This is a genomic window from Mesorhizobium sp. B2-3-12 (genome assembly GCF_006442205.1).
In the GTDB taxonomy this organism is placed as follows: domain Bacteria; phylum Pseudomonadota; class Alphaproteobacteria; order Rhizobiales; family Rhizobiaceae; genus Mesorhizobium.
On sequence record NZ_VFVR01000004.1, the window covers coordinates 418,415 to 439,057 of the forward strand.

Below are 20,643 nucleotides of genomic sequence, written 5' to 3' on the forward strand. Positions count from 1 at the left end.
CCTGACGAAATCGAAGGGCGTCGGCTAAGAGACTAAGCGACTTTCAGTAGGTTCTCTTTTGTCTCGGCGCCCTCCGGCAACGCCTCGAACGCCGATTGCAACAGGATGTCGGCCAGCCGCGCCGCGACCGGGTCGAGCTCGGCATCCTTCTGGTGCAGGTGCAGGGCCATCCTTGGCAGTGGCGGCAGCCCGAGTACTCCGGGCGCCAGCGCCCTGACAGTGGCAGGCAGGCCGATATCGGTGCGGATCGTCAGTCCAAGGCCAGCGGCAACCGCCGCCCATATGCCGCCAAGACTGGGGCTGGAGAATGCCATGCGCCATGGCCGCCCGGCGCGATCCAGAGTCTCGGTCGCCACGGTGCGCAAAAGGCACGGCGCCTCGAACACCACCAGCGGCAGCGCCTCGCCGTTATGGGGGCCTGCCTCCATTGGTTTGGCCGGGCCGATCCAGCGCGCCTGCACGTCGGCGACATGCCGGCTGTATGGCAGCGTCGTGCCGTCATGCCAGGCGAGCGCGATATCGAGGTTGCCGGAGAGGACACGCTCGGCCAGTTCGTGGCTGCGTCCGATCCGTGCTTCGATCTTGACCTTGGGATGGGCTCGGGCGAAGCGCCCGAGCACTTCGGGCAACACGGCCTCGCCGAAATCCTCCTGCAGGCCGAGCCGCACCCAGCCTTCCAGTTCGACGTCATGGATGGCCGCCGCCGCCTCGTCATTCAGGTCGAGCAGCCGGCGCGCATATCCGAGCATGGTCTCGCCGGCCTCCGTCAGCGCCAGGCCGCGCCCCGCCTTGCGGAAGATCGGCGTATCGGCCTGCTCCTCCAGTTTCTTCAGCTGTGCGCTGACTGCGGAGGTTGAACGGCCAAGCCGCTCGGCGGCCTTGGCGAAACTTCCCAGTTCCATGCCGGTGACGAAAGTCCTGAGAACGTCGAGATCGAATGTAACGCGTCGCATGATCGTCCTTATTTTCAGGATTATTGATCAAAAACTTCCTGATTTTATGGATGAAGCTATGGCGTTACACCGATCCCGTCAAGGCCGATCGACCACACAGTCACGGGAATGAAATCATGTCCGCCACCGTCACGCGAAACGATTGCCAGCCGTTCGGGCCAAGCATAGCCACCGACGCGACCGGCCGGACCTTCAGCCCTGGCCATCGCTGGAAGGTCCTGGGCATCGGCGTCGCCGCGAATGCCGGTTTTTCGGCCACGTTCTCGGGCATACCGGCCACGGCGGTCGTGCTTCGCCAGGGTTATCATTTAAGCAATGCCGAACTCGGCCTCGCGCTCGGCCTGCTTGGGCTGGGGGTCGCGCTCAGCGAATTGCCGTGGGGTTTGCTCACCGACCGCTGGGGCGATCGCCGCGTGCTTCTGATCGGGCTCGGTGCGACGGCGGCCTGGCTTCTGGCAATGGCGATGCTGGTCGTGCCGACACCATCGGGCATTCCCGATATCACAGTGCTGGCGGCAAGCCTGCTTGTCACGGGACTGCTCGGCGGCAGTGTCAACGGCTCGAGCGGCCGCGCCATCATGGCCTGGTTCCGCGAGAACGAGCGCGGTTTTGCCATGAGCATCAGGCAGACGGCGGTGCCGCTTGGCGGCGGCCTCGGTGCGCTCGTCCTGCCGTCGCTTGCCCTGGCTTTCGGGTTCGCCGCGGTGTTCGGGCTGCTGGCGGCGGCATCCGCCATCTCCGCCCTGTTTGCCTGGCGTTGGCTGCACGAACCGCCAACGGCGGGTGAGGGGCACGTCGCATCATCTGGTGTGACCGGACCGGCGCCGTTGCGCAACATCGAGATCTGGCGCATTTCGACTGCCATCGGCTTGCTTTGCTTTCCGCAGGTCGCGGTCCTCACTTTCGCGTCGGTGTTCCTGCACGACTTCGCCGGGCTTGGCACGGCGGCGATCAGCGCCAGCCTCGCCGCTGTACAGGTCGGCGCCGTGGTCATGCGCGTATGGAGCGGCCGCTTCACCGACCGCCATGGCAATCGCCGTCGGTTTCTGCGCTTGTGCAGTGCGCTCAGCGCGCTGGCCTTCGTGGTGCTCTGGATGCTGGTCCTGGCCGTTCCGGCGCTGCCTGCCAGTCAATCCTTGCTGATCGCGATCCTGCCCCTGGTGCTTGTCGTTGCTGGCATCTCTGTCTCCGCCTGGCACGGCGTTGCCTATACCGAGCTTGCCACGCTGGCCGGTGTTGGCCATGTCGGAACGGCACTCAGCCTTGCCAACACCTTCGTGTTCGTCGGCTTCTTCCTCGTGCCGGTGGCCATTCCAGGGCTGCTGCACCTCTCGTCATGGCCTGGCGTTTGGCTGTCGGCAGCCGCCTGCGCCCTTGTCGCGTGGCCCATCTTCCTGCGGCCGGCCTGAGCGTTCCCGCCGCAAAACCGCCCGACTTCGAAGCCACGACCTCCAGCCGGGAAAACCCGACCGATCCCGTTAACGTCCCATCAAGGTTAATGCATCATTTTGCTCTCCAGTGGGGTCAGTAGCGTTCCTGGAGAGAGTTCCGTGCATCGACGTGTGTTGAAGCGGCTGGTCGCCGCCGCCGGTGAGAAACGCAGCCTTGTGTCTCCGCTCATCATTGGCCTCGGCATCTGGATCGGCTTTCCGACCGTCGCCGCCTACCAAGACATGACCAGCCTCGTCTCCGGCCTCGAATCGCCGACCGCGCGCTGGAACTCCTATGTCGAGAAATCCATAGCCGGTTCGGTCCACGCGGCCGAGATGCCGTTTGTCGATTCCGACGTCACCGGTTCGATCTCGGGGTCCGGCGTGCGTCTTCCCGGCATCGGCTCCGTCTCGTTCCGCGGCAAGGGCGGCAAGGTCAGCGGGTCGCCCGACGAGGATCGCATCATGCGCGCCGACAAGAAGGGCCGCATCGTCCAGGTCTCTCCGGTGGCGCCGCCGAAGAACTTCAATGCCGGTTCGATCTTCCAGCGGACCTCCTCGCTGATGCGGCCGAGCATGGACGGCGACCTGAAAATGGCCTTCGCCAAGCCGCAGATCAAAGGCAAGGAAATCCAGATCGCCGCGGCATTCCACGCGCGTGAGGACAAGAAGCCGGATCCCGGCGTGCCGGCCATGCTTGCCGCCCTCGTCAACAACGACCATCCCGATGTGCTGGCGACCGCCTATGCGCAATCCGAGCCGGACTATGCCAAGGCCTCACCCTTCGAAGTCCTGCTCCAGGACGAAGAGCCCAACAACGGCCGCTTCATTCCGCCGATGGCCAAGGGCGACCATTCGTGGATACAAAACCCGCTGCCGGCAACCGTCTTCTCCCAGCCGGAGCAGAAATGCCTGGCCAACGGCATCTATTTCGAGGCGCGTGGCGAAACCGTGCGCGGCCAGGCCGCCGTCGCCCAGGTGATCCTCAACCGTGTCCGCAATCCCGCCTATCCCAATTCGATCTGCGGCGTCGTCTACCAGAACGACAGCTGGTTCAACCGCTGCCAGTTCTCGTTCGCCTGTGACGGCAGGAAAAAGCGCATCGACAATCCTGTCGCCTACAAGACCGCGCAGGACATCGGTATGGCCGTCACCGCCGGCAAGATCTTCATTCCGGAGGTCGGCTCGTCGACCCATTACTATGCCCAATATGTCCATCCCGGCTGGGCGCGCACGATGCAGAAGATGACCAAGATCGGCTTGCATATCTTCTACCGGACCTACGGCGGCGGCTGGAGCTGAGCGGCCCGTCTGCCGCCGCTGTTTTCGACCGGTCGCACGGTCGATCGGAGAGCCATTGCCGGGGGGATTCGCGCGACGTATTCCCCTGATCGCGGCGGGCACGATGTCGCACCTTTCTAATACATTGATTTCGTTGCCTAAAATACACAAGGCGGAACTTCCGCCCGTGGCTTGACGGGCGCAAACCCTCTAACTATGTTGCCGGCGACTTTAGAAGCGGACGGACGGTGACGGTCTGCCCGGGCAGGGGGGTTGCGATGGCCGAGAAAAACAGGCCAGACGGAACCGGAGAAACCGGCCGCGGCAAGCAGCATGACGCCGAAATCCGCGACGACGATCTTGAGCGACGTCGGCGTGAACTTGGAGCATCGCTTGCGACAAGGCTGCCGAACCGGCTCGAGGGGAAAGACGACGCGAAACCAGTGACCGGATACGGTCAGGCACTCAAACTGTCCAGCGAGTTCATCGCCGGGGTGGTGGTCGGTGCCGCCATCGGCTGGATCATCGACCGTCTGGCGGGAACATCGCCATGGGGTCTGATCGTGTTCCTGCTGCTTGGTTTTGGCGCCGGCGTGCTCAATGTCATGCGTTCGGCAGGCGTTGTGGCGGAATTCGGACAAGGCGCGAAACCGCGCCGTGACCGGGACGACAGCAAATGACCGCCCTTCTGGCGGCCTGTGAAAATAGCCGCCTTCCATGCGGCAATGACAATTTGGCCGTACGCGGCATAGACGGGGTTTGAACGTGGCAGCTGACAAGGTCGATCCGATCCACCAGTTCCATATCAACAAGCTGATACCGATCGAGATCGGCGGCTATGACCTGTCTTTCACCAATTCCGCGCTGTTCATGGTCGCCACCGTGGTTGTCGCAGCAGCGTTCCTGTTCCTGACGACCTCGAGCCGCAGCCTGGTCCCCGGCCGGCTGCAGTCGGTCTCTGAAATGGCCTATGAATTCGTCGGCAACATGCTGCGCGACGCCGCCGGCACGCAGGGCATGAAATTCTTCCCCTTCGTCTTCTCGCTGTTCATGTTCGTGCTGGTCGCCAATCTGCTCGGCCTGTTCCCCTATTTCTTCACCGTCACCAGCCACATCATCGTCACCTTCGGCCTTGCCGCCCTGGTGATCGGAACCGTGGTGGTCTACGGCTTCATGAAGCATGGTTTCGGCTTCCTGAAGCTGTTCGTGCCGCATGGCGTGCCGGTGTTCCTGCTGCCGCTGGTGGTGCTGATCGAAGTCATTTCCTTCGTGTCGCGCCCGGTCAGCCTCTCGGTTCGTCTGTTCGCCAACATGCTTGCTGGCCACATCACGCTCAAGGTGTTCTCCGGCTTCGTCGTCAGCCTCTCGGCGCTGGGCGCGGTCGGCGTGGCGGGTTCTATCCTGCCGCTGGCCATGGCGGTGGCGCTGACGGCGCTTGAATTGCTGGTCGCCTTCCTGCAGGCCTATGTCTTTGCCGTGCTGACCTGCATGTATCTCAACGACGCCCTGCATCCCGGGCATTGAGGCAAGAGTTTCGGCCCCAAGAGTTTCGGCCAATTGGCGCCGGATGGAATAACAACGGAATTTCAGATCCAAAGGAGTTGAACAAATGGACGCAGAAGCAGCAAAGTACATCGGCGCCGGCATTGCTTGCCTGGGCATGGGTGGCGCGGGCATTGGCCTGGGCAACATCTTCGGCAGCTACCTCTCGGGCGCGCTGCGCAACCCGTCGGCTGCTGACGGCCAGTTCGGCCGCCTGATCTTCGGCTTCGCCGTGACCGAAGCTCTGGGCATCTTCTCGCTTCTCATCGCGCTTCTGGCCCTGTTCGGCTGAGCATTGAGAAGATTGGACAGGCCGGCCGCGCGAGCGGCGGGCCTGATATCTGGGGATAGTCCATGTTCGTGACATCTGCCTTCGCGCAAGAGTCCGCGCCATCAGCCGACACCAGCCACGCTGCGACCGGAGGCGACACGCATTCCGGCACCGGCGTGCCTGCGGAAGCGCACGGCACGTTTCCGCCATTCAATCCGGAGACGTTCCCGTCGCAGCTTCTGTGGCTGGCGATCACGTTCGGGCTGTTCTACCTCTTCCTGAAGCGGGTGGTGATGCCGCGCGTGGGCGGCATCATCGATGTCCGCAACGATCGCATCAGCCAGGATCTCGACCAGGCAGCCAAGTTGAAGGGCGAGGCCGACGCCGCCGTTGCCGCTTACGAGCAGGAACTGGCGGAAGCCAAGAAAAACGCCAATGCGATCGGCCAGCAGGCCAACGACGCGGCCAAGGCGGAAGCCGAGACCGTGCGCAAGAAGATCGAGGCCTCGCTCGACGAGAAGCTGGGCGAGGCCGAGGCACGCATTGCTTCCATCAAGGCCAACGCCATGAAGGAAGTCGGCAGCATCGCCGAGGACACCGCTTCGGCGATCGTCGAGGCACTGGTCGGCGGCAAGGCCAGCAAGGCCGAGATCGCGGCCGCGGTCAAATCCGTGGCCGGGTGAGGAGCGCATCATGGACGCTACATCTCTCGCAACGCTCTGGGCCACGGTTGCCCTGATCATCTTCCTGGCCATCGCCGTCTACATCAAGGTGCCCGGCATGATCGCCAAGGCGCTCGACGCCCGCGCCGCCAGGATCAGCAATGAGCTCGACGAGGCCCGCAAGCTGCGCGATGAAGCCCAGCAACTGCTTGGCCAGTACAAGAAGAAGCGCAAGGAAGCCGAGCAGGAGGCCGCCGACATTGTCGCGGCAGCCAAGCGCGAGGCCGAGATGCTGGCCGCCGAGGCGCACAAGAAGACCGAGGACTATGTCGCCAGGCGCACCGCGCTTGCCGAACAGAAGATCGGCCAGGCCGAGCGCGAAGCGATCGGCGAAGTGCGCGCCAGCGCCGTCGACATCGCTGTCGAGGCTGCCCGCGCGCTGCTCGCCGCCAAGGTTGACGTCAAGGCCGGAGCCGACCTGTTCAAGTCCGCGCTGCAGGATGTGAAGGCCAAGCTAAACTGAGCTGAGAGTATCAAGCAATTCAAAAGCCGCCCGGGAAACCTGGCGGCTTTTTTGTTTTGTGCCTTATGAATTCGTCGTCCTAGGGCGAAGTAAGGAGCGAAGCGACGCGCGCAGACCTTAGGATCCATGCCGGGACTTACGAGCGTCGCAACGGTGGCCGTCGCCCTAATCCAGCCCGGTAAAACTCTCTTCTTCCGCCACCTCGACGCCACCCAGCCTGAACGGCGCGAACGAGACGCGGTGCAGCCGTGCCACCGGGCCATGCGCCTCGATCGCCGTGCGGTGCCGGGCCGTGGCGTAGCCCATATGGACTTCGAAACCATAGCGGTCGTGGTGGCTGCCGCAGCCGCACATCATGCGGTCGCGCATCACCTTGGCGACGATCGAGGCGGCGGCGATCGACTGCGAGCGCTGGTCGCCCTTGATCAGCGCCCGGCCGTCGCACGGCAATCCCGGCGGCACGTCGCGACCGTCGGCAAGCGCGAGCTTCGGTCGAACCGACAGTCCGACCAAAGCCCGGCGCATCGCTTCCAGGCTGGCCTTCAGGATGTTGCTGCCGTCTATGCCCTCGGCGCTGATCGAGGCCATGGAAACAGCCTGCGCCGAGCCGAGAATGCGCAGGAACAGCGCTTCGCGCTGCAAATGGCTAAGCCGCTTGGAATCGTCGAGCCCTTCGGGAATGTTGGCCGGATCGAGCACCACTGCCGCCGCCACCACCGGCCCGGCCAACGGGCCCCGGCCGGCTTCGTCCATCCCCGCGACCGGCCACAGGCCATCGGCCATCGCCTTCGTCTCGAAGGAGAAATCGGGTTTCTCGACGATTTCGAAGAGAAGCGGAGAATCGGAACGCGCGCGAGCCATGTTGCGGCGAGGTTCGCATCGGCTCCGATTCTCCGCAAGTCCCTCCGGGTCGGATGGGGCGCCGGACCGGGAGGGCACCGTCTGCAGGCCGGGGCAGGCCGGACGGGATTTTTTCGCCACGGCGGCAATCAAACGGCCGCGGCGGTCTGATCGTTCAAAGCAGCATCAACTGCTCCTGATCCTTGCCGGCCGCGACGAACTGATCGGTCCGCAGCGTGCGCCGTTCGGCATTGAGGCCGAGCCGCTTGGCGGTGATCTCGAAGCGCCGGCCGATCTGCCAGGCATAGGGTCCGGCGCCCTTCATGCGCTTGCCCCACTCCGAATCGTAGTCCTTGCCGTCGCGCATCGAACGGATCAGCGACATGACGTGGCGATAGCGATCGGGATAGTGGCGCAGCAGCCAGTCCTTGAAAATCGGGCTGACCTCCAGCGGCAGGCGCAGCACGACATAGCCAGCCTCGCGCGCTCCGGCATGGTATGCCGAGTCGAGGATGCGTTCCATCTCCTGGTCTGTCAGGCCCGGAATGATCGGCGCCACCATCACCGAAGCCGGGATGCCGGCATCCGAAAGCTGCCTGATCGCCTCCAGCCGCTTGGTCGGCGTCGATGCGCGAGGCTCCATCGTCCTCGCCAGCATGCGGTCGAGCGTCGTCACCGACAGCGCCACCTTGGCCAACCCGCGCTCGGCCATGCGCGACAGAATGTCGATGTCGCGCACCACCAGGGCCGATTTGGTGACGATGCCGACCGGATGGCCGCGTGCTTCCAGCACTTCGAGGATCTCGCGCATGATCCGGTACTGCTTCTCGATCGGCTGGTAGGGATCGGTGTTGGTGCCGATGGCGATGGTGCGCGGCTGGTAACCGTCCTTCGACAATTCCTTATCGAGCAGGCGGGCCGCGTCCGGCTTGGCGAACAGCTTGGATTCGAAATCCAGGCCCGGCGACAGGCCCATGAACGAATGCGTCGGCCGCGCGAAGCAATAGACGCAACCGTGCTCGCAGCCGCGATAGGGGTTGATCGACCGGTCGAAGGAGATGTCGGGCGATTCGTTGCGGGTGATGATGGTGCGCGGCTTCTCGACCTGCACCTCGGTTTTGAACGGGGGCAGTTCCTCCAGCGAACTCCAGCCATCGTCGAAGACATGCCGGCTGACAGGTTCGAATCGGCCGGACGGATTGATGCCCGCCGACCGGCCGCGGTTGCGGTCCGGACGGACCCGCATGCCGCTCTGCTCGATCATCGCATTGGCCATTTCGGCTCGTCCTGCTCCGAAGGCTGCAATGTCGGCGCGCATGATCGGTTCCATCTTCGCCCGCTCCCAGGGACTGTCCGTGTTCTGTCGAATCGCTCTGCTCATGAAATTATTCCTATTTTACCGATGAGAACAAAGCAAGAACTTTCTATGGTGCGCCGCAAAAACTGGCGCCGGCCAACCCTTTCCGCTATTCGGCTAATCATGCTCAGTGTTCTCATCGAAACGCACAATGACGAGGAGGGCCTCGCCCGCACGCTGGCGACGCTGATCGGCGGCGCGGTCGAGGGCGTGGTGCGCGAGGTCGTGGTCTGCGACACCGGCTCCACCGACCAGACGCATCGCGTCGCCGATCATGCCGGCTGCCACTATGTCGGGAGTGGCGGCATTGCCGCCGGCATTCGCCAGGCCAAGGGTGACTGGCTGCTGTTTCTGGAGCCGGGCGCGAGGCTGGTGGAGGGCTGGATCGAAGCGGTCGCCGCCCATACGTCCAGGCAGACCATAGCGGCCCGCTTCTCTCGGGCGCGGGGCAGTCGTCCGCCCTTCCTGGCCCGCGTCTTTTCGGCAAACCGCGCGCTCGCCGACGGACTGGTGATCAGCAAGCGGCAGGCGGCGTCCCTGTCCAAGAATGCCGCCACCGCCGAGGCCTTGGCGCGCGGGCTGGCGACCAGGCGGCTCGACGCCGAGATCTGGGCGGCGCCGCCGAGGCAAAGGTGATTTTTTGCGACCGCTCTTTGGCAGGCGCGGACTTCGATTTGCGATGGATCCAGTTCGGTCGAAAATCGCAGGCATATATTCCGCAATGGCACCCGCCGGTGTGCATGGTCCCAGTTTGCACGGCCATATCTGCCTTCTCGTGAACGGTAGGGATTGCCCACGAAAGTACTGTCTCCGGCATCCGGTTTGGAATGGCCGTTCGAAAGCGCCGGCGCTGTTCTGCCTGGCGAACACAGCGTGAAGCCGGCACTTTGCCTAGGCTTTTTAAGGGGCAGGTTTCCGCCGCCGCAGATGCTCGTCCAGGCGCGGCATGATCTCGACGAAGTTGCAGGGCATGTGCCGGTAGTCGAGTTGTGCCTTCAAGATGCCGTCCCAGGCGTCCTTGCAGGCGCCGGGCGAGCCCGGCAGCACAAAGACGAAGGTGGCGTTGACGACGCCGCCGGTCGCGCGGCTCTGGATCGTCGAGGTGCCTATCTTGTCGTAGGAGATGCGGTGGAACACTTCCGAGAAGCCATCCATGCGCTTTTCGAAGATCGGCTCCAGCGCCTCGGGCGTCACATCGCGGCCGGTGAAACCGGTGCCGCCGGTGGTGATCACGACGTCGACGGCCTTGTCCCGCGACCACGCCAGCACGGTGTCGCGGATCTTTTCGCGATCGTCGGTGACGATGTCGCGGGCAGCCAGGATGTGACCCGCCTCGGTGATGCGATCGGCCAGCGTCTGGCCGGATTTGTCGTCGGCGAGGATGCGTGTATCGGAAACCGTCAGCACCGCGATGCGCACCGGAACGAAGGCACGGTTCTCGTCAATCCTGGCCATCTCACTCGGCCTCCGAGGCCATGCTGCGCGTTGCGGCGACGAACCAGTCGGGCTGGCGGGCGCGGATTTCGGCGGCCGCGCGCTTGGCGACATTGCCGGTCTCGAACAGTCCGAAGCATGTCGCGCCCGATCCCGACATCCGCGAAAATCCCGATCCAGCCTTATCGAGCCAGGAAAGCGCCCTGCCTATGGCTGGCTGCATCGCAACAGCTGCCGGTTCGAGGTCGTTTCGGGTCACCTCCAGCCAGTTGCGCAGGCTATGAAAATCGATGCGGCGCGGCAGCGGCGGCAGGGGCTCATTGTCGCGATGGGAAAGGGCCGCGAAGATTTCCGCTGTCGAGACCGGCGTTCCCGGATTGACCAGCACCAGTCCCAGCGCCGAAAAATCCGGCACCACCGAGAGTTCCTCACCAATGCCGCGCGCCACCAGCGGCTTTGCCGCCAGGCACATCGGCACGTCGGCGCCGAGCGACAGACCGATCCGCGCCAGCTCGGCGCTATCGATGTCCAGTCCCCAGCTCTCCCCCAGCCCGCGCAGCACGGCCGCCGCGTCGCTCGACCCTCCGCCCATGCCGGACGCGACCGGAAGGTTCTTTTCGAGCCTGATGCTCACCGGCGGCGTGCTGCGAATGCCGGCGGCCTGCCGCAACGCGTCGCGGGCCTTCAGCACGAGATTGCCGCCATCGAGCGGAACGTCAGGCGCGTAGCGGCCGGACACGCTGAACTCGTCGCTGTCGGCCGGCGCGATCTCAACCCTGTCGCCAAAGCGCGTGAACACAGCCAGGCTTTCGATGAGGTGGTAGCCATCGGGGCGCCTGCCGGTGACGTGCAGGGCAAGGTTTATCTTGGCGGGTGCTGCCCACGTCCGGACAACCGGTCCGGAGTCCACGGTCTCGATTGCGAGTGAAATGAGCGTCAGTCCTTGGCCAGCCGGTATTCGCCGGTCTTCGGATCCTTGACCAGCGTTCCCATCGTGCCGTTGGCCGCCTGTTTTTCGGTCCGCCGCACCTTGGCCGTCACGCGCTCGGCCTCGCGCAGGAAGGTGCGGTAGCCGAAATACGCGGCGACGCCGACGACGGCGAAGAAAATGAGCTGCGGCATGTCAAAACTCCTACCACGCAGGGCCGGTAAGGGCGGCCGGTCGGGTCTTTCGGGCAACCATGCTAGACGCTTTCATGGCTTTTTCAAAGCCCGAAGCGCGTCCACAATGCGCGCTCTTCCGCCGCATCGATGATTCCGCTGGCCGCGGCCGCGGCGATGTCGGGCGCCGAAAAGCCCTTGTTCGAGCCGAACAGGCCGAAGCGGCCGAACAAACCGCGCGGCGCCGAGACCAGCCTGAGCTGGGTCTTCGGCCCGAAGCGGGTCTTCAACACCGTGCGCATGTCGCCGAGCGCATCGACAAGGCCAAGTTCCAACCCTCGCTTGCCGGTCCAGAACAGGCCGGTGAACAGGTCCGGGTCGTCCGCCAGCTTCGTGCCGCGCCGCTCTTTAACCAGGTCGATGAAGGTCTCGTGCACTTCGAGCTGCAGCGCCTTCAGCCGCTCGACGTCTTCCTTTTTCTCGGGCTTGAACGGGTCGAGCACCGCCTTGTTCTGGCCGGCGGTATGGACACGGCGCTCGACGCCAATCTTCTTCATCAATTCGGGGAAGCCGAACGAGGCCGATACGACGCCGATCGAACCGACGATGGAGGAGGGGTCGGCGAAGATCTCGTCGCCGGCGACCGCGATCATGTAGCCGCCGGAAGCCGCGACGTCCTCGACGAAGACAAGCACCTTCTTGTTTTTCTCGACGGCGAGATCGCGGATGCGCTTGAAAATCAGCCGCGACTGCACAGGGGAGCCGCCAGGGGAATTGATCGAGATCGCGACCGCCGGCGCGTCGAAGGAGAACGCCTTTTCGATCAGTCCGGCGGTGGAGGCAATCGACAGGCTCGGCCGGAACTGGCCGCCGCCGGCCATGATGGTGCCGTGCAGCCGGATGACCGGAATGGTGACGACGGTGGAGCGCCAGGATTTCGGCAGCAGGCGGTTGAAAAGACGTTTCACGGTGGCGTGGTCTCCGGCAATGGTTGCAGGCATGTAGGGATTTCCCGGCCAACGGCAATGCGCGGGCCGCGAACGGCTCAGTCTCCGAACAGCGAGGCGAGCCCATTGGTGATCATTTCGCTGCGCTCGTCGGGGCCGTTGCCCGATTGCGCGTGAAGCATCAGGGGCGGACGAATGGCGAGCTTTCCCCGTGCGCCAAGGGCTGCCCGCACGACAATGCGGATTGCCGCCGCGTCCGGGCGCGGGTGCACGGCGAGCATCTCGGCTTCGCCGAAGCGGCCCGAAATGGCGTCGAGAATGGCGCCGAGCTGTTCGGGCCGCGCGATGACCGCAAGTCCGCCGCGCGGTTTGACAACCGCCGCCGCGCTGCGGATCCAGTTCTCGAACAGGCCGTCCTCCATGACATGGGCTTCTTTTCGCAGGCGCTCCGGGGTCGTGCGGTCGCGCGCGGCGTTGAAGGGCGGGTTCATGATGACGAAGTCGAAATCATTGTCGGCAAGGCCGGCGGCGGCCCGCGCCCGGCCCGACATGGTGACATCGGCGACAAGCACGGCCGCGCGATCGCTGAGATGCGCATTGCCGGGATGGGCAAGCGTGGCCGACGCGAAGGCGGCCATTTCGGGGGCGCGCTCGACCAGCACGGCCTGGGCACCCGGACAGCGCGACAGCACCGCCAGACCGGCGGCCCCGGCGCCGGCCCCAAAATCGGCGAGCCGCCCGCTAAACGAGGATGGCACCGATGCGGCCAGCATCATGGCGTCCATGCCGGCGCGATGGCCGCCATGCTTGGGCTGCACGAGCCAGAACCGGCCGCGATGGAAGGCATCGACCGTATGGGCCGGCGTATCCGTGGCGAGGGTGGCCGGCGCGGCGGACATTACTTCTGGCGGATCTCGTTGGCGATGCCGGCATCGGTCAGGATGCGCCGCGCGGCGTCGGCCTGATCGGCATCGACCATGACGCGCCGCGGCAGGATGCCCAGCGAGCCGTCGAGCACGCTCATATTCTGGTCGGCGACGAAGCAGCCGATGCCGGCATCGCGCATCAGCGATTCGACAAAGGAGATGATGACGGCGTCATTGGTGCGGATAAGCTCTATCATGGCGGGAAACTCGCAGGTTGCGGCGTGCATGTAAACGTGCGGCCGCATTCCGGCATTTCCCGAGGTTGACACGCTGTCACCGCCGCCGCGCCAATTCGCCACTTGCCGTGCCCGTGTCCGCCGCCCTAGAGTCCATGCCGGGACTAAGGGTGCCGTCGCACGCGTTATACCAAGACGGGAGTGATTGTCGTGGGTGTCGTTCTCAACATCGAAAACGGGAAGCGGGAACCCGCCTCCATCAAGGATCTGATCGATCTGACCGCGGCCGATATGGGGCGCGTCAACGAATTGATCCTGTCCAAGGCCGGCTCCGACGTCGAGATGATTCCCGAGGTTGCCAACCACCTGATCTCGTCCGGCGGCAAGCGGCTGAGACCAATGCTGACGCTCGCCGCGGCGCAGATGTTCGGCTATGCCGGCGAGGGCCACGTCAAGCTCGCCACTTCGGTCGAATTCATGCATACGGCCACCCTTCTGCACGACGACGTCGTCGACGAAAGCGGGATGCGGCGCGGCAAGAAGACCGCCCGCATGATCTGGGGCAACCAGGCGAGCGTCCTGGTCGGCGACTTCCTGCTCGGCCAGGCCTTCCGCATGATGGTCGATGTCGGCTCGCTTGAAGCGCTCGACATCCTGTCGAGCGCGGCCTCGATCATCGCCGAGGGCGAGGTCATGCAGCTCGCCGCCGCCAAGAACCTCGAAACCACCGAGGACGAGCATTTCGCCGTCATCAAGGCCAAGACCGCCGCGCTGTTTTCAGCCGCCGCCGAGGTTGGCCCGGTGATCGCCCAGGCGACCCGCAACGATCGCGCCGCGCTGCGCTCCTACGGCATGAATCTCGGTCTTGCCTTCCAGCTCATCGACGATGCGCTGGACTATGGCGGCACCAGCAAGGATCTCGGCAAGAATGTCGGCGACGATTTTCGCGAGGGCAAGGTGACCTTGCCGGTCATCCTCGCCTACCGGCGCGGCAGCAAGGCCGAACGCACCTTCTGGAAGCGCGCCATCGAGGACAATGTCACCGACGATGCTGGGCTGGAAAAGGCGATCGGCCTGATGACCCGCCACGGCGCCATTGCCGATACGATCGGGCGCGCCCGCCATTTCGGCGAGATCGCCCGCGACGCGCTGGCGCCGCTGGAAGAGACGCCGCAGAAATCGGCGCTGATCGACGTCATCGACTTCTGCATCAGCCGGGTGAACTGAGCGCGGTCATACAGGATTGGTCTCCGGCCAGCGCTGGGGAGAATGGCGACGATTCTTGCCCTGCCGTCTCGACAAGCGGCCTTGCCGCAAATTATCTATAAATCATGGCAAAGGGCATGGACGACACCATCGCGGTGCGCATCGGCAAGGCGCTGGCGGACCGCATCATCTCCGGCGCGATCGAGCCTGGGGCGCGGCTGCGGCAGGACCATATCGCCGAGGAATTCAACACCAGCCATGTCCCCGTGCGCGAGGCATTTCGTCGCCTCGAGGCGCAGGGGCTCGCCGTCAGCGAACCGCGTCGCGGCGTGCGCGTCGCGGCCTTCGATCTCGGCGAGGTCAAGGAGGTCGCCGAAATGCGGGCGGCCCTCGAAGTGCTGGCGCTGCGCCACGCCGCGCCGCACCTGACTTCGGCCATTCTCGACCAGGCCGAGGAGGCGACGAAGGCCGGCGACAAATCCCGCGACGTCAGGTCGTGGGAAGAAGCCAATCGCGCCTTTCACCGGCTGATCCTGACGCCTTGCGGCATGCCGCGTCTGCTTGCCACCATCGATGACCTGCATGCCGCAAGCGCCCGCTTTCTGTTCGCGGCATGGCGTTCGGAGTGGGAGACGCGCACCGATCAGGACCATCGGGCGATCCTCACCGCCTTGCGACAGGGAAACACCGAATCGGCCGCGGCAATATTGGGACGGCATGTTCAATGGATTGGCCGCAAGCCGGTCAGGACAGCCTCCGGTGCCACGCGGGAAGCCTTCGCGATCGTGGGTTGAGCGGCCTTTTCCCGCGCACGGGCTTGCTATCGGTCCAAAAATGTGGATTCGATAATAGATCGAACGCAGAAATTATCTATAACTTTGGATCGATTGAAGGGAAGCTATGACCAACCTCGCATTCTCGTCCGCCAGACCGTCCTTCAGCCCGCTACGCCTCCAGCAGCGATCGATTGGCTGGCAGGCCGGCGCCGTCGTGCTCGGCACGCTGTTCCTGGCGCTATCATCCTACATCGAGGTGCCGATGGTGCCGGTTCCGGTGACCATGCAGACCTTCGCCGTGACGCTGATCGGTGCGCTCTATGGCTGGCGGCTTGGCGCGGTGACGATCGCCGCCTGGCTGGTCGAAGGCGCTGTCGGCTTTCCGGTTCTGGCCGGCGGGGCGGCGGGCGTATCGTATTTCGTCGGCCCGACCGGCGGCTATCTCTTCGCTTTCCCGATTGTCGGCGCGCTTGTCGGCTGGCTGGCCGAACGCGGCTGGAATGGCAACCGGGTCGTGCTCGCCTTCATCGCCATGCTGCTTGGCAATCTCGCTTGCCTGGTGCTCGGAACGGCATGGCTAGCCGCCATGATTGGCGCCGAACAGGCCATCACCTTCGGCTTCGTGCCGTTCATCGTCGGCGGATTGCTCAAGTCGGCGCTGGGCGCGGCGACACTGACGGCGCTGCCGCGCGGCAAGATGAACTTGCCGAAGCCGTGACGGTCAGGCTGCGCGCCCATCATCTCCTTTGCCTGCTCACCTATGTGGGCAAGGGATACAGCCCCGCTTTCATCGCCAATTATGACGCGATCGCGGAGCGCCTGAGCCGGGGCGAGGACATTCTCCTCGTGTCCGGACCGGACGACATCTGCGCTCCGTTGCTTGGCGAGCCGGATCCGCACTGCCTGCGCGACAGCGCGGCCGGGCGGGACCGGCAGGCCAGGGATGACGTGCAAGCGCTGCTGGCTCGGCCGATCCGGGACGGCATCCGCCTCGATCTCGACGCCGTGATCCTGATGCGGTTGCGGCAGGCGTTTTCGACCGGCCATGTGCGCGAGGCGTGCGCGGGCTGCGAATGGAGCCGGCTGTGCGGCGCGGTGGCAAGCGGCGGCTATCGCGATACGCGACTGCAACGGCCTGTTGACGGGCAAAGCCGTCCCATTTTAGCGATGGTTTGTTAATCGGGTGACCCGATTGTGAATTTCGGGCGGATTGAAGCGCGACCCCAAAAAGGCCATGCTTTGCCCGGAATGATCGAGTCTGGGTCGATCCGCTGACGCGGAGATGGCGCCTGGCTGAAAGGGATACGATGCAGCAAGGACGTGCGCGCTGGCTGACAAGGCTGGCAATTGTGACGGGCATGGCGATTTCGGCTTTGCCGGCCTATGCCAAGCAATCCACCGAACCGGTCAAGATCTCGTCGTTCTCGGGCGCCTATCTGGCTGCCAGGATCGCCGAGGGCGACAACGACCTCGACAGCGCCATCGCCTATTATAAGCAAGCCCTGGCGTTCAACCCCGGTGACACGGCGCTGCAGCAAAGCCTGATGCTGTCGCTGATCGCTCAAGGCCGCTTCGATGAATCGCTGGTCTACGCCGACAAGCTCAAGGAGGTGCCGGACGTCGAGCGCTTCTCGCGCCTGGCGCTCGCTGTCGACTCCTTCCACAAGAAGGATTTCACCAAGGCGCAGTACTGGCTCAAGCTGTCGCTGGAATCCGATCTCGACCGCTTGATCTCCGGTGTCATGTCCGGCTGGGCCGAACAAGGTGCCGGCCAGGCCAGCGAAGCGATGGCTTCGATCGACAAGCTGCAGGGGCCGGACTGGTTCGGCCTGTTCAAGTCCTTCCACCGCGCCCTGATCGCCGATGCCTCCAACATGCCCGACAAGGCCGAGGCGATCTACGCCGCGACGATGCAGGATACCGCCGCCGGCGGCGCGGCGCCTGAAACCTGGATGCGCAACGCGCAGGCCTATGCCTCGTTCCTGGCCCGCAAGGGCGACAAGGCCAAGGCGATGTCCGTGCTCGACCAGGCCGAGGCGTTCTCGCCGGGCAAGCTGGAAATCGTCGCCTTGCGCGACAGGATCAGCAAGGGCGACAAGATCGCGCCCTTCGTGTCCGGTCCGTCCGACGGTGCTTCCGAGATTTTGCTCGATCTCGCCACCGCGCTCAACCGTGGTGGCGGCGAGCCATTCGTGCGCCTCTATTTGCAATATGCCTTGGCCCTGAAGCCGGACAGCGACGCGGCCCTCGTGCAACTCGCCGCCGTCGCCGAACAGCTGAAGGACGGCGAGGGCGCCATCGCGCTCTATCGGCGCATCCCCGACTCTTCGCCGCTGAAGGAGATTTCGGACCTGCAGCTCGGCCTCAACCTGGCCGATCTCGACCGCCATGACGAGGCGATCACGCATCTGAAAGCCTTCGTCGACGCCCATCCCAATGACATGCGCGCCTATCTGGCGCTCGGCGGCGTCTACTCCTCGAAGGATGATTTCCGCTCCGCCGCCAATCTCTACGACAAGGCCGTCGAGGTGCTGAAGACGCCGACCGCCGCCAACTGGAACATCTTCTACCAGCGCGGCATCGCCTATGAGCGGCTGAAGGAATGGCCGAAGGCCGAGCCGAATTTCCGCAAGGCGCTGGAGTTGCAGCCAGACCAGCCGCAGGTGCTGAACTATCTCGGCTATTCCTGGGTCGACATGAACACCAACCTCAAGGAAGGCCTTGAGATGATCCAGAAGGCCGTCGACCTCAGGCCGAGCGATGGCTACATCGTCGATTCCCTGGGCTGGGCCTATTTCCGCCTCGGCCGCTTCGATGACGCCGTGCGCGAGATGGAACGCGCGGTCTCGCTGAAGCCGGAAGATCCGGTTCTGAACGACCATCTCGGCGACGCCTATTGGCGCGTCGGCCGCAAGCTGGAAGCCACCTTCCAGTGGAACCAGGCCCGCGACCTGAAGCCCGACCCCGATGTGCTCGCCACCTTGCAGCAGAAGCTGATGAAGGGCCTGCCGCCGATCGAGTCCAACACCGCGCAGGAAACCCCGAAGGTCAAGCCAGAGCCGGTTCCCGCCCCGAAGGGGTGAAATCGCTTTTGAAATGCGAACGGGGCTCTTTGGAGCCCCGTTTTCGTTGGAAAGGCGCATGGCGTCATCAGAAGACGCGGCGACGCGCCGGAGCGTCCTCAGAACATCTTTCGGTAGACGACGAAGCCAGAGCGTTCGCCGACCTTGTCGTAGAGCTTCATCGCGGTTTGGTTGGTTTCGTGCGTCAGCCAGTACACCCGGCCGGAGCCGGCCGCCCGGGCGCGCTCATAGACGCCTTCGATCAGCGCCTGGCCGATGCCCTTGCCGCGCGAGGCCTCGTTGGTGAAAAGGTCCTGCAGATAGCAGTTCGGCGCGATCGCCGTCGTGCTGCGGTGGAACAGGTAGTGGACGAGGCCAAGCAACTGGCTCCCGCTTTCGGCGACCAGCGCGTGCACCGGCTCGTAGGAGTCGAAGAAGCGCGACCATGTCATCGCGGTGATTTCACTCGCCAGCGCCGTCTCGCCCGAGCGGCCATAGAACGCGTTGTAGCCATCCCACAGCGGCAGCCACTGCTCGAAATCCTGGCGCGTGATGGGGCGGATGGTGATCGGGTTGGACATGGCTCGACCTGCTGTGCCTGACGTGGATGCTTGTTCGAATTGGATCGCGGACCCTCGCGGCGGGCAATGGGCCAGTCCCTGGCAAAGTTTTCAACATCGCCCGGTATGCTCAAGGCTGCGCGCATCGGACGCGCCTTGCTTGACGCTTCGCCGCACTGTCTCTAGGACGTGGCCGCAAGCTAGCCTGTGTCGCCGAGGCCATCGTGACGATTGAAATCCCAGCCCATATGCACCCCAGCCGCTCGTTCCAGGGGCTGATCCTGACCCTGCACAATTATTGGGCCGCCTATGGCTGCGTCATCCTGCAGCCCTATGACATGGAGGTTGGCGCCGGCACGTTTCATCCGGCAACGACGCTGCGGGCGCTCGGACCGAAGCGCTGGAACGCAGCCTACGTCCAGCCTTCGCGCCGTCCCAAGGACGGCCGCTATGGCGAGAACCCCAACCGGCTGCAGCATTATTACCAGTACCAGGTGATCCTGAAGCCCAATCCGCCGAACCTGCAGGAGCTTTATCTCGGCTCGCTGGCGGCGATCGGCGTCGACCCCCTGCTGCACGACATACGCTTCGTCGAGGACGACTGGGAAAGCCCGACCCTGGGCGCCTGGGGCCTTGGCTGGGAATGCTGGTGCGACGGCATGGAGGTCTCGCAGTTCACCTATTTCCAGCAGGTCTGCGGCATCGAATGCGCGCCGGTGGCGGGCGAACTCACTTACGGCCTGGAGCGCCTGGCCATGTATGTGCAGGGCGTCGACAACGTCTACGACCTCAACTTCAACGGCCGCGAAGGCGCCGACAAGGTCACCTATGGCGACGTGTTCCTGCAGGCCGAGCAGGAATATTCACGCCACAATTTCGAATACGCCAACACCGCCATGCTGCTGCGCCACTTCGAGGATGCCGAATCCGAGTGCAAGGCGCTGCTCGAGGCCGGCGCGCCGGCATCGAACGACAATCTGCCGATGCACAAGATGGTCTTTCCGGCCTACGACCAGTGCATCAAGGCGAGCCATGTCTTCAACCTGCTCGACGCGCGCGGCGTGATCTCGGTCACCGAACGCCAGAGCTACATCCTGCGCGTGCGCAATCTGGCGAAAGCCTGCGGCGAGGCGTTCCTGAAGACGCAGGCGGGTGGATTGGCGGCTTGAGCCTCAAGCGCCGTTGATCATTTCGAGGCAAGCGCTGATCGGCGGCAGGATCTGGCCGCTCGGACCAGACATCGTCCGCAGCGCTTGCCGCACGCCCGGCATCGAGAAGGCGCCATGGGCCTGCGCGGTGAAGCAGGCGCTGAGCGCGAGGATCTGAAGAAGTCTGGATGCGGTTTTCATCGTCGTTCAGCCAATAGTTCCCTGCCTGAGCGTGGGTCGCTTCAGCGCTGCGTTGGGTTCATGGAAATCTTTGATCCGAGGACGGGCGGGTTCGGCGCGTCCCGACAAGCCGACTGAAATTTATGGAAAGGGTGACAGCGGCCAGCCGAGTTGCTATGCCCCGCGCGGACCACTCTCCCGCATGAGCTGACCCTATGCCTGACCTGCTGCTAGAACTTCGCTCCGAGGAAATCCCCGCCCAGCCGCG

Annotated in this window: 25 protein-coding genes; 14 read left to right on the forward strand and 11 right to left on the reverse strand. The window is 64.4% G+C overall.

Going from position 1 to position 20,643, the window contains the following annotated elements; translation table 11 throughout:
* Positions 1 to 32: 32 nt before the first annotated feature.
* Entirely contained in the window at positions 33 to 953 is a 921-nt protein-coding gene (locus FJ948_RS15335) for a LysR substrate-binding domain-containing protein (protein ID WP_140705733.1), read from the reverse strand.
* 116 nt (positions 954 to 1,069) lie between these two features.
* Here FJ948_RS15335 and FJ948_RS15340 point away from each other — a divergent pair, with 116 nt between their 5' ends.
* The 7 genes from FJ948_RS15340 (at position 1,070) to FJ948_RS15370 (ending at position 6,662) form a co-directional block, all read left to right on the forward strand.
* Positions 1,070 to 2,362: an MFS transporter gene (locus FJ948_RS15340; RefSeq protein ID WP_140705734.1), complete on the forward strand. Its 1,293-nt coding sequence runs from the start codon at positions 1,070 to 1,072 to the stop codon at positions 2,360 to 2,362.
* Positions 2,363 to 2,503: 141 nt separating this feature from the next.
* On the forward strand, positions 2,504 to 3,685 hold the full coding sequence (locus tag FJ948_RS15345) for a cell wall hydrolase (protein WP_140705735.1): 1,182 nt from the start codon (positions 2,504 to 2,506) through the stop codon (positions 3,683 to 3,685).
* A gap of 257 nt (positions 3,686 to 3,942) precedes the next feature.
* A complete protein-coding gene (locus tag FJ948_RS15350; protein WP_140705736.1) occupies positions 3,943 to 4,344 on the forward strand; it encodes an AtpZ/AtpI family protein in 402 nt (133 codons plus the stop codon).
* A gap of 85 nt (positions 4,345 to 4,429) precedes the next feature.
* Positions 4,430 to 5,188 (forward strand): F0F1 ATP synthase subunit A, encoded by a 759-nt coding sequence (locus FJ948_RS15355; protein ID WP_140705738.1) that lies wholly within the window; start codon positions 4,430 to 4,432, stop codon positions 5,186 to 5,188.
* A gap of 85 nt (positions 5,189 to 5,273) precedes the next feature.
* Positions 5,274 to 5,498 carry a F0F1 ATP synthase subunit C gene (locus tag FJ948_RS15360; protein ID WP_013896722.1) on the forward strand — a complete coding sequence of 75 codons (225 nt, stop codon included), beginning with the start codon at positions 5,274 to 5,276 and terminating at the stop codon, positions 5,496 to 5,498.
* 62 nt (positions 5,499 to 5,560) lie between these two features.
* Entirely contained in the window at positions 5,561 to 6,160 is a 600-nt protein-coding gene (locus FJ948_RS15365; protein WP_140705739.1) for a F0F1 ATP synthase subunit B, read from the forward strand.
* Between the two features lie 10 nt (positions 6,161 to 6,170).
* Positions 6,171 to 6,662 (forward strand): F0F1 ATP synthase subunit B, encoded by a 492-nt coding sequence (locus FJ948_RS15370; protein WP_140705740.1) that lies wholly within the window; start codon positions 6,171 to 6,173, stop codon positions 6,660 to 6,662.
* Positions 6,663 to 6,827: 165 nt separating this feature from the next.
* On the opposite strand, the gene FJ948_RS15375 is transcribed toward FJ948_RS15370, so the two are convergent.
* Positions 6,828 to 7,523 (reverse strand): ribonuclease HII, encoded by a 696-nt coding sequence (locus tag FJ948_RS15375; RefSeq protein WP_140705741.1) that lies wholly within the window; start codon positions 7,521 to 7,523, stop codon positions 6,828 to 6,830.
* Between the two features lie 154 nt (positions 7,524 to 7,677).
* A complete protein-coding gene (locus FJ948_RS15380; protein ID WP_140705924.1) occupies positions 7,678 to 8,832 on the reverse strand; it encodes a PA0069 family radical SAM protein in 1,155 nt (384 codons plus the stop codon).
* A gap of 150 nt (positions 8,833 to 8,982) precedes the next feature.
* Here FJ948_RS15380 and FJ948_RS15385 point away from each other — a divergent pair, with 150 nt between their 5' ends.
* Positions 8,983 to 9,495, forward strand: a complete 513-nt coding sequence (locus FJ948_RS15385; protein ID WP_140705742.1) for a glycosyltransferase — start codon at positions 8,983 to 8,985, stop codon at positions 9,493 to 9,495.
* A gap of 264 nt (positions 9,496 to 9,759) precedes the next feature.
* Here the strand turns inward: FJ948_RS15385 and moaB are convergent, their stop codons facing one another.
* The 6 genes from moaB to FJ948_RS15415 all read right to left on the reverse strand — a co-directional run bounded on the left by moaB (position 9,760) and on the right by FJ948_RS15415 (position 13,464).
* Positions 9,760 to 10,314 carry a molybdenum cofactor biosynthesis protein B gene (gene moaB, locus FJ948_RS15390; RefSeq protein ID WP_140705743.1) on the reverse strand — a complete coding sequence of 185 codons (555 nt, stop codon included), beginning with the start codon at positions 10,312 to 10,314 and terminating at the stop codon, positions 9,760 to 9,762.
* Between the two features lies 1 nt (position 10,315).
* The gene (locus FJ948_RS15395; protein ID WP_140705745.1) at positions 10,316 to 11,203 is read right to left on the reverse strand and encodes a 4-(cytidine 5'-diphospho)-2-C-methyl-D-erythritol kinase; all 888 of its coding nucleotides are present in this window, start codon (positions 11,201 to 11,203) and stop codon (positions 10,316 to 10,318) included.
* Between the two features lie 26 nt (positions 11,204 to 11,229).
* A complete protein-coding gene (locus tag FJ948_RS15400; protein ID WP_140705746.1) occupies positions 11,230 to 11,415 on the reverse strand; it encodes a hypothetical protein in 186 nt (61 codons plus the stop codon).
* A gap of 83 nt (positions 11,416 to 11,498) precedes the next feature.
* A complete protein-coding gene (locus FJ948_RS15405; protein WP_140705925.1) occupies positions 11,499 to 12,362 on the reverse strand; it encodes a S49 family peptidase in 864 nt (287 codons plus the stop codon).
* 77 nt (positions 12,363 to 12,439) lie between these two features.
* A complete protein-coding gene (locus FJ948_RS15410; protein WP_140705747.1) occupies positions 12,440 to 13,240 on the reverse strand; it encodes a tRNA1(Val) (adenine(37)-N6)-methyltransferase in 801 nt (266 codons plus the stop codon).
* Positions 13,240 to 13,464, reverse strand: a complete 225-nt coding sequence (locus FJ948_RS15415; protein ID WP_027142312.1) for a DUF2007 domain-containing protein — start codon at positions 13,462 to 13,464, stop codon at positions 13,240 to 13,242. The genes FJ948_RS15410 and FJ948_RS15415 overlap by 1 nt, the downstream gene beginning before the upstream one ends.
* A gap of 189 nt (positions 13,465 to 13,653) precedes the next feature.
* Here FJ948_RS15415 and FJ948_RS15420 point away from each other — a divergent pair, with 189 nt between their 5' ends.
* The 5 genes from FJ948_RS15420 to FJ948_RS15440 all read left to right on the forward strand — a co-directional run bounded on the left by FJ948_RS15420 (position 13,654) and on the right by FJ948_RS15440 (position 18,508).
* Entirely contained in the window at positions 13,654 to 14,670 is a 1,017-nt protein-coding gene (locus FJ948_RS15420) for a polyprenyl synthetase family protein (RefSeq protein WP_015318844.1), read from the forward strand.
* Between the two features lie 104 nt (positions 14,671 to 14,774).
* Positions 14,775 to 15,443 carry a GntR family transcriptional regulator gene (locus FJ948_RS15425; RefSeq protein WP_140705748.1) on the forward strand — a complete coding sequence of 223 codons (669 nt, stop codon included), beginning with the start codon at positions 14,775 to 14,777 and terminating at the stop codon, positions 15,441 to 15,443.
* Between the two features lie 106 nt (positions 15,444 to 15,549).
* Positions 15,550 to 16,143, forward strand: coding sequence for a biotin transporter BioY (locus FJ948_RS15430; RefSeq protein WP_140705749.1), 594 nt, complete (start codon positions 15,550 to 15,552; stop codon positions 16,141 to 16,143).
* Positions 16,140 to 16,604 (forward strand): DUF1284 domain-containing protein, encoded by a 465-nt coding sequence (locus FJ948_RS15435; protein WP_140705750.1) that lies wholly within the window; start codon positions 16,140 to 16,142, stop codon positions 16,602 to 16,604. Before FJ948_RS15430 ends, FJ948_RS15435 begins: the two co-directional genes overlap by 4 nt.
* Positions 16,605 to 16,732: 128 nt before the next feature.
* Positions 16,733 to 18,508 (forward strand): tetratricopeptide repeat protein, encoded by a 1,776-nt coding sequence (locus FJ948_RS15440; protein WP_140705751.1) that lies wholly within the window; start codon positions 16,733 to 16,735, stop codon positions 18,506 to 18,508.
* Positions 18,509 to 18,606: 98 nt separating this feature from the next.
* Here FJ948_RS15440 and FJ948_RS15445 read toward each other — a convergent pair whose 3' ends face one another.
* Complete coding sequence (locus FJ948_RS15445) at positions 18,607 to 19,068, reverse strand: GNAT family N-acetyltransferase (RefSeq protein WP_140705753.1); 462 nt, start codon at positions 19,066 to 19,068, stop codon at positions 18,607 to 18,609.
* 203 nt (positions 19,069 to 19,271) lie between these two features.
* Here FJ948_RS15445 and FJ948_RS15450 point away from each other — a divergent pair, with 203 nt between their 5' ends.
* Positions 19,272 to 20,216: a glycine--tRNA ligase subunit alpha gene (locus FJ948_RS15450; RefSeq protein ID WP_140705754.1), complete on the forward strand. Its 945-nt coding sequence runs from the start codon at positions 19,272 to 19,274 to the stop codon at positions 20,214 to 20,216.
* A 3-nt stretch (positions 20,217 to 20,219) separates the two neighbouring features.
* On the opposite strand, the gene FJ948_RS30260 is transcribed toward FJ948_RS15450, so the two are convergent.
* Complete coding sequence (locus FJ948_RS30260) at positions 20,220 to 20,396, reverse strand: hypothetical protein (protein ID WP_181173672.1); 177 nt, start codon at positions 20,394 to 20,396, stop codon at positions 20,220 to 20,222.
* Positions 20,397 to 20,643 lie beyond the last annotated feature (247 nt).

Coding starts and splice junctions, on each gene's coding strand:
- FJ948_RS15335 (WP_140705733.1), bottom strand. CDS start 953: ATGCGACGCGTTACATTCGATCTCGACGTTCTCAGGACTTTCGTCACC.
- FJ948_RS15340 (WP_140705734.1), top strand. CDS start 1,070: ATGTCCGCCACCGTCACGCGAAACGATTGCCAGCCGTTCGGGCCAAGC.
- FJ948_RS15350 (WP_140705736.1), top strand. CDS start 3,943: ATGGCCGAGAAAAACAGGCCAGACGGAACCGGAGAAACCGGCCGCGGC.
- FJ948_RS15360 (WP_013896722.1), top strand. CDS start 5,274: ATGGACGCAGAAGCAGCAAAGTACATCGGCGCCGGCATTGCTTGCCTG.
- FJ948_RS15365 (WP_140705739.1), top strand. CDS start 5,561: ATGTTCGTGACATCTGCCTTCGCGCAAGAGTCCGCGCCATCAGCCGAC.
- FJ948_RS15370 (WP_140705740.1), top strand. CDS start 6,171: ATGGACGCTACATCTCTCGCAACGCTCTGGGCCACGGTTGCCCTGATC.
- FJ948_RS15375 (WP_140705741.1), bottom strand. CDS start 7,523: ATGGCTCGCGCGCGTTCCGATTCTCCGCTTCTCTTCGAAATCGTCGAG.
- FJ948_RS15380 (WP_140705924.1), bottom strand. CDS start 8,832: ATGGAACCGATCATGCGCGCCGACATTGCAGCCTTCGGAGCAGGACGA.
- FJ948_RS15385 (WP_140705742.1), top strand. CDS start 8,983: ATGCTCAGTGTTCTCATCGAAACGCACAATGACGAGGAGGGCCTCGCC.
- moaB (WP_140705743.1), bottom strand. CDS start 10,314: ATGGCCAGGATTGACGAGAACCGTGCCTTCGTTCCGGTGCGCATCGCG.
- FJ948_RS15400 (WP_140705746.1), bottom strand. CDS start 11,415: ATGCCGCAGCTCATTTTCTTCGCCGTCGTCGGCGTCGCCGCGTATTTC.
- FJ948_RS15410 (WP_140705747.1), bottom strand. CDS start 13,240: ATGTCCGCCGCGCCGGCCACCCTCGCCACGGATACGCCGGCCCATACG.
- FJ948_RS15415 (WP_027142312.1), bottom strand. CDS start 13,464: ATGATAGAGCTTATCCGCACCAATGACGCCGTCATCATCTCCTTTGTC.
- FJ948_RS15425 (WP_140705748.1), top strand. CDS start 14,775: ATGGCAAAGGGCATGGACGACACCATCGCGGTGCGCATCGGCAAGGCG.
- FJ948_RS15430 (WP_140705749.1), top strand. CDS start 15,550: ATGACCAACCTCGCATTCTCGTCCGCCAGACCGTCCTTCAGCCCGCTA.
- FJ948_RS15440 (WP_140705751.1), top strand. CDS start 16,733: ATGCAGCAAGGACGTGCGCGCTGGCTGACAAGGCTGGCAATTGTGACG.
- FJ948_RS15445 (WP_140705753.1), bottom strand. CDS start 19,068: ATGTCCAACCCGATCACCATCCGCCCCATCACGCGCCAGGATTTCGAG.
- FJ948_RS30260 (WP_181173672.1), bottom strand. CDS start 20,396: ATGAAAACCGCATCCAGACTTCTTCAGATCCTCGCGCTCAGCGCCTGC.